Here is a 6,511-nt window from a genome sequence, read left to right on the forward strand (position 1 = left end):
CGAAGACTCTGCCGAACGTATGATGTGATGGAATTCCATAAGGCAAAGCAAGAAAGGTGCTCAACCATTCTTGCTTGGCAAGTCCGTATTCTTGAATGGGTTTCCAGCCATCTGCACCGCAAATGGTACCGCAGATGGCAATTACAAGAATATCGAGCAGGTTATGTTTGATTTGATCCGTATCTCTGGGGTCATCCAGGGTGGAAAAGTGTTTCACAAAAAGAGAACTTGCTTGTTTCTTCATCTGTAATCTTTTGTAAATCCGAGTTATCAGGGGTGACGAAGAAAACTATGTAACCTGTTAAGACGATAAAAGAAAGTAGACTATTTGCTTGAGTATAGGTTGTTACCCATGCGATTGCCCTGCACTGGAGGGATTCAATTAAAGAAATCCGGTTTGTTTTACGCGTGATTCTAGTATTTCAGATATGAGACTTCCGCTTTGCTGTGGTAGGTAACTATTTAATTTTATGAGAATAGATAAAGACAAACAGCGCAAAAGCGCCCCCTTGCGAGCCAGCCCATCACGATCAACCTCATAAATTAATAAAAACCTTGTTCCCGCATAGAAAGATATATATAGGGCCAACATTCCCCCAGTGGCCAACGCGCTACCGCGCTCCGCTGGTCGCAAGGGGACTTTGGAATTAGTTGGCTACGCCAATCATAAAAGTTGAAAGAGAAAATCTATTCTTGCCTATCAAATTAGCCCAGCTTCTCTTACCCGCGTTCGCAATTCTTCAAGAGTAGGGATGTCCTGTTTGCTCTTGCAGGTGACGATCTGGTCGAGGATGAATTCCCAGACTTTGACAGCGCGTTGTTTCTCAAAGTCTTAGAGTATTGAACGTTTACTTCGCCAGTCACATCGCGTTCTCCGTCACTATGATTGAGCATCAAGCGCGCGTAAAGTTTAGGCAAACCGACTGCTGTGATCCATGTCGCGCCAGTGCGTCTTAAATCATGAGGCCGAAAGTCATCAATGCCGAGGTGTTTACGATTCCTGCGGATTGCTTGGGAGAGGGAGGTGCTGCACATTGGTTGCAGCTTAGGGTTGGGATTCTTTAGGGGCTCAAATAGTTTTGTGCTGCCAAATATATATTCTGAAGCCTCTGTCAAAGGTCTTACGTCTTCGATTAAATCTATAGCATATCTGTTTAAAGGCACACGGTGCATTGTGCGGTTTTTCGTTTCATGGCGTTCCATCTGCCAAACGGCATCTGTAAAGTTGACGCGACTATAGCGGATATTTCGAACTTCATTGCTCCGCTGCATGGTCGCCAATAAAAATTTGAGCGCTTTTGCCGGAACGGGAGAGATGTCCAACATCTCTATCCTGTTCCAGAAGGTCCATATTTCTTCAAAGGTTAGAACTCTGCTCCGCACGCCTCCTTGTCCAAGAGGCTCTATATTTCTGGCAGGATTGATGTTTGTTAACCCCTTCTTTATTGCAAAATCGAAAAGCCGCCTCGTTGCACCAATTGCATACTTGATGGCAACTCTACCGCCCCGTGTTGCAGATTTTATCTTTTTGCATCGTTTGAGAATGTTTTCCTGAATTTGCTCAATGTCATCGACATGAACTTCGTTGAAGAGCTTGTCTCCTATGACAGGCCATATATCCTGTCTGAAATACCGTTCTTCCTCGTCAACGTATGGTTTTTCTCTCAATCGTGCGTAGTGCAGATATTCTGCTGTGAAGTCCTTAACCGTTTTTTCTTCTATCTGTTTGGCCTTTTCGTCCTTCTCTTCCTGTACAGGATCCCGTCCATATTCATAGACTTGCTGGTAAAGTTCATCATATTCATGCCTTGCCCTCCTGATTGACCATTCTGGGTACTTTCCTATGGTGATCCAGCGGCTGATTTCTTTTTTGTCTCCAGCCATATATTTGAAAATGAACATCTTAGACCCACTAGGGTTGACACGTATCCCAAAACCGGGACATCCTATGCACCAGAATGTTTGGCGTTTTTCTAAAGGTTGGAGGTTTCTGATTACAGTGTCGATAAATCTGATGGTATTTGACATTTGACTTCTTTCTGGCTACTTGGCTGGCTACTTGAGATATGTTTCCAAAATGGCCAAAATGAGTAACTATGCGCAAGGTTAAAGTTTTTCTATTCCTTTGTGAGCGCGGCTTTCAGAAGAGTCGAAAAGCTAGAATATGGCTTTAAGACTTATTTTGTCATATCAAACTGTTGCATCCCTTACTCAGTATACGTTACAGAGATTAAGAACCGCTTAAATCTGTCCCCTTTTAATCAGTAGGTCCGGGGTTCGAATCCCCGCGCGGTCACCACTATTCTCCCTTGTAAAACAATGTGTTAATGGTTTTCTGTGATTGCCAGAATATCTATCAAAAGTCTCTGGCTACTTGGGAAAATTCTGCCCATTTTTGAGCAAAATACAGGCTCAGAGTTTTCTGTGGAAAATTTAGTGGTTAGTCGTGCTGGAGGTACATATGGGGATTTTTAATCCATTCGTGCAGGTCACGAAGATAGAAGGCCTTGCGGATGGCATTATGCCTGCCAGAGAGTTTCTGAGGCTTGGGGAAAGTGCCGCGAGCTATGCGGCGGTTTATCTCCTGACGGGAGATGCCGCATAGCTTCACGGCTAATTTTATAGGTATTAAAGCATTACTCTGGATCATCAGCGATGCTGTGACCTGTGCTTCAAAATCGGCCCTAATGCTCTTTTCACTTATAAAATTCTTCATAGCGCATTCCTTTCGGCAGGGCAGTTGCCCCGTTAAAAGTTCTAGTAATGCGCCCTTGAAGTCTCGCCAGCCGTTTTAAACAAGAGAGCTATAGGTTCAAAATCTTTGCATGGCTAGAGCTCGTAAAAACGAGCCCCTTATTATCAGTATACACAGCAATGTTTTAAAATTTCCTTAATAACGGCAAGTTGCTCGGAACCTTGAGCCGCTCTGATGACTTGAAACACTTCTCGTCATATATCGCCTTTTGCTAATAAAAGCCCGAAACCAACTTCAGCCATGATTTGTGAGCGCTACCCTGTCAGTCGGTTCCTATCAAATCATTTTACCCATATGCGCGTCTAAGGGTGCTTTAGCATCCAAGACTTGCTTTTGGTCCCCCACAAAATGATGTGACATGCCCCTGTCTCCTGACGGGGTTACGGCGTTTCACAAGGCTGAAATAGGTCAGCTTTTTAAAATTATCAAAAGGAGATTTTCCCATGACTTTTCAAAATACAAATCAGCAAGCGAACACTTCAAAGCCTACGCATAGCCTTTGGATGAAAGCCGATTCCAGTAAAAAATCGAGCTATGAAAGCATTGGTGTTGCATGGGAGCGCGAAGATGGCGGCTTGTACATTAAGTTGCATGGCGTACAGCTCATCAGTAAAGGCTTTTATGCCTTTCCGAAGGTAGACAGCACTGAAGATCAAGAATAACGCCTGATCTTTTATATAAAGACTCAACCCTGTGCTGTTCAACGCACAGGGTTTCTTTTTGATGGCCCCCGGAATGTTTTTTGATAAAACCATTCCGACCACTACCCCACCCACATGGCCTTTACTTCTAGACAAAGGCCATACCGCCTGCATGATGGCTTTACTATGTCTCATAACAAAGAGATCAGGCAGCAGGCGGTAGAGAGCGTCAGTGGCTCTTATATTGCCTAAGAACGATGCTCTGGAGGAGCGGTTAGTTATGGCAAGGAGGCAGGCAATAGTGCCTTGCCGAAAATCAAAGCGTAGGTCATAGTACCGGAGCGTCCGTCATCGTGAAAAGCACATCGAACAGCATGTGATTTAGCAGGAGCAGCAATAGCTCTGCTATGGGTGAGAACTGCGTTAGCGATGACCGCAAGATGTGTGCATGTAGTACAAATTCTACGAATTCGCCCCACAAGCACCACCTTGACAAGGGAGATGGCTGTCGCTCTCCCGTTGTATCCCTCTTGACCGCTCTAAGCTTCAGAACCAATTGAAAATGTGTCTCTGAAGGCAAGAGCTGTTTGGCACATTGAGGAAATGCCCCCTCAATGCACCACAAACGACTGACCGTTTGATCGTCATTGGGGAGCCTTCAGCGCTGCTCCCCTAACCCCCATCGACCAGAGCTTGGAGAAGTGCCTCTCCATCTGGATTGAACCATGCACCAACCGTCCGCCGATTGGATACCGTGAGCGTTTCGTCGCCCAACCACGACCACTGTTTCGCCAGTAGATGACGACCAAGGAACCGTCCTTGGATGCGGAGCATTTATAAAGGGAAGTACCAAAGTAGTAGTGATTTTAAGGTTAACATATCTATGTCGAGCTGTTAATAAGAGAACCTGATTGCCCCTGATGAAAAATTTCACTTTTTTTGGGGGGTGCTCACTATATGATACACCTCTTATGGTAACCTCTTTGCATGGTTGGCAAGTGAAGTCTAAGGGGCTCCATTGCCTCAATTGTGGCAAAGACGAGGTTGAAAACACAATTAGTTAGGGTCAGTGATTACGTTTGTAATTTGAGCGTATCTCCACTTTATTCTTGCAGATATTGGCTTTCCCTTTTATTTATTTACAATAGATATATTCCTGAAAATTGCCCCTGGGATTATATGAACAAACGGAAAAAACGTAATTATGACGCTACCTCAGACATGGACTAACTATCTGGGGCTCTCTTATCGTACCCCTCCAGAGCTTTTTCAATCACTTGATGAGGTGGTTGATGTTCCCCATGCAGGGGCTTTGCGTGATTGTTTCAGTAAGCTCGGTCTTTCGGCTGTTTTTTGTGTTCAAAATGTTCCAACTGTCGCGCTGCTGGTGCAAGACACCTATGATCAATCAATCGTAACAGAAACACATGCTGCTCTTTGGAACCAAGGGTTAGCAAGCCTTTTTTTAGTTATCTCAGACGATACTTTACGTGTATTTTCTCTTGTAAGAAGAACAGCTAAAGATTCTGATGAGGAATTTATAAAGCGCTGTTTAATTGAGACATTAAATGCGACCTCCGACGCTCTTGCACTAAAAGGATTAATCTCAGGCGCAGAATCTGGTCGTTTGTGGGAATCCCATAGCGAGTTTTTCCCTTCTCAGGAACGGGTTGATAATGTTCTTTTGAATAATTTAAGTGAGTCTTATCGCCGCTTATGTGATAAGGGACTTTCTTCGGACGCTTCACAAGCATTATTAATGCAAACCATGTTTGTCTCCTACCTTGAGGATCGGGGTATCATAACGCCAGAATATATACTTGAGAAAACAAATAACGCGGTTTCAAATTTTGGTGAGGTTCTAAGCTCGGGAAAACCACAACTATTAAACGAATTGTTCGATGCACTACGTTTTAATTTTAATGGTAACCTATTTGTTGCACCGTGCTCTTTTGAACAAACCCAAAAAGTCCCAATATTAAACGATCAACACCTATCTATTTTAGCCCGATTTCAATTAGGAAAAGAGGAGATGGCCGGAAATACTGGCCAACTCCGTTTCTGGGGGTACGATTTCAAATATATCCCAGTGGAACTAATCAGTGCTGTCTATGATCGTTTTTTAGGTGAAAACGAATCTGAGAGAAGGAAACTTGGAGCCTATTATACACCTATGTTTTTGGCTGATACGGTCATTTCTCAGATTTGGGATACGTTAACTCCTGCTATCAAGGATAAAGGTACATTCCTTGATCCAGCATGTGGTTCAGGCGTTTTTCTTGTGCGTATGTTTCAGCGCCTATGTGACCACTGGAGAGCAACACATAACAATCAGAAAATTCGTTGGGATAGCCTGCTTAACATTTTAAAGCGGTTTTATGGATGGGATGTTAACGGTCATGCTGTGCGTGTCACTGTGTTTTCTCTGTACATTGCTTTGCTGGAACAAGTTGATCCAAGGGATTTCACAACATTGACGAAGAAGGAACGTCTTTTACCTGAGTTATGGGGAAAAACATTTGTTGAATGTGATTTTTTTGATAATACCGAAGACGATCAAACATTTGACGTCATCTTAGGCAATCCACCATGGGCAAGTCGCCATGGCGCAGATAGCACTGCAGAAAGATGGTGTAATGAAAGCGGTTTTCCCATTCCAAGCAAAGAGGCTGCTTGGGGGTTTACGTGGAAAGCCCTTTCTCACATTACTTCAAATGGCCTGGTTGCTTTCTTGCTCCCTGCAATGGGATTTCTACACAATCATAGTAATAAAGGCTCCTCGCTACATCATGTGGGTAAGCCATAATTAAGTTTCCCACCGATAATGTATGCGATAGTGATAAGGTTTGGTTTGGTCCTGTATCCACGAGCCCTTGCTTTAGCGGCTTGAATGAGACTGTTCATACCTTCAAGTAATCCGTTCGAGATGTAAGAAGAGAAACATTGGAGAACACCTTCCCAATGGCGTTTGATGGTGTAAGCAGCCTGTTTGATAGGCTCCAGCCGACTGTGCGTGGCCCAGAAGTACCATTTTTTTAAATATTGCTCTGCGTCTTGCGGTTTTTGAGTAAAGAGTTCCTGAAAATTGAGTTTAATCTGATATGCCCGGCTGGTT

General features: G+C 43.9%; 7 protein-coding genes. 2 read left to right on the plus strand and 5 right to left on the minus strand.

Features of this window, described 5'->3' with window-relative positions:
• The 3 genes from G493_RS0121875 to G493_RS0121885 form a co-directional block, all read right to left on the minus strand.
• On the minus strand, nt 1-244 hold a 244-nt coding region (locus tag G493_RS0121875; protein ID WP_035275606.1), incomplete at its 3' end, for a transposase family protein.
• Nucleotides 245-720: 476 nt separating this feature from the next.
• Entirely contained in the window at nt 721-2,028 is a 1,308-nt protein-coding gene (locus G493_RS0121880) for a tyrosine-type recombinase/integrase (protein ID WP_028582090.1), read from the minus strand.
• A gap of 412 nt (nt 2,029-2,440) precedes the next feature.
• The gene (locus tag G493_RS0121885; protein WP_028582091.1) at nt 2,441-2,716 is read right to left on the minus strand and encodes a helix-turn-helix transcriptional regulator; all 276 of its coding nucleotides are present in this window, start codon (nt 2,714-2,716) and stop codon (nt 2,441-2,443) included.
• Nucleotides 2,717-3,198: 482 nt separating this feature from the next.
• Between G493_RS0121885 and G493_RS33570 the strand changes: the two genes are divergently transcribed.
• A complete protein-coding gene (locus G493_RS33570; protein WP_153306630.1) occupies nt 3,199-3,417 on the plus strand; it encodes a hypothetical protein in 219 nt (72 codons plus the stop codon).
• Between the two features lie 257 nt (nt 3,418-3,674).
• On the opposite strand, the gene G493_RS33575 is transcribed toward G493_RS33570, so the two are convergent.
• Nucleotides 3,675-3,875 carry a hypothetical protein gene (locus tag G493_RS33575; protein ID WP_153306631.1) on the minus strand — a complete coding sequence of 67 codons (201 nt, stop codon included), beginning with the start codon at nt 3,873-3,875 and terminating at the stop codon, nt 3,675-3,677.
• A gap of 725 nt (nt 3,876-4,600) precedes the next feature.
• On the opposite strand from G493_RS33575, the gene G493_RS30715 reads away from it, so the two are divergent.
• A complete protein-coding gene (locus G493_RS30715; protein WP_051309788.1) occupies nt 4,601-6,202 on the plus strand; it encodes an HsdM family class I SAM-dependent methyltransferase in 1,602 nt (533 codons plus the stop codon).
• Here G493_RS30715 and G493_RS0121905 read toward each other — a convergent pair.
• A partial coding sequence (locus G493_RS0121905; protein WP_028582093.1) for a transposase occupies nt 6,184-6,511 on the minus strand: 328 nt, incomplete at its 5' end. The two genes, G493_RS30715 and G493_RS0121905, sit on opposite strands and share 19 nt — an antisense overlap.

Source organism: Desulfogranum japonicum DSM 18378, from assembly GCF_000429945.1.
Classification (GTDB): domain Bacteria; phylum Desulfobacterota; class Desulfobulbia; order Desulfobulbales; family Desulfobulbaceae; genus Desulfogranum; species Desulfogranum japonicum.

Coding starts and splice junctions, on each gene's coding strand:
- G493_RS0121880 (WP_028582090.1), bottom strand. CDS start 2,028: ATGTCAAATACCATCAGATTTATCGACACTGTAATCAGAAACCTCCAA.
- G493_RS30715 (WP_051309788.1), top strand. CDS start 4,601: ATGACGCTACCTCAGACATGGACTAACTATCTGGGGCTCTCTTATCGT.
- G493_RS33570 (WP_153306630.1), top strand. CDS start 3,199: ATGACTTTTCAAAATACAAATCAGCAAGCGAACACTTCAAAGCCTACG.
- G493_RS0121885 (WP_028582091.1), bottom strand. CDS start 2,716: ATGAAGAATTTTATAAGTGAAAAGAGCATTAGGGCCGATTTTGAAGCA.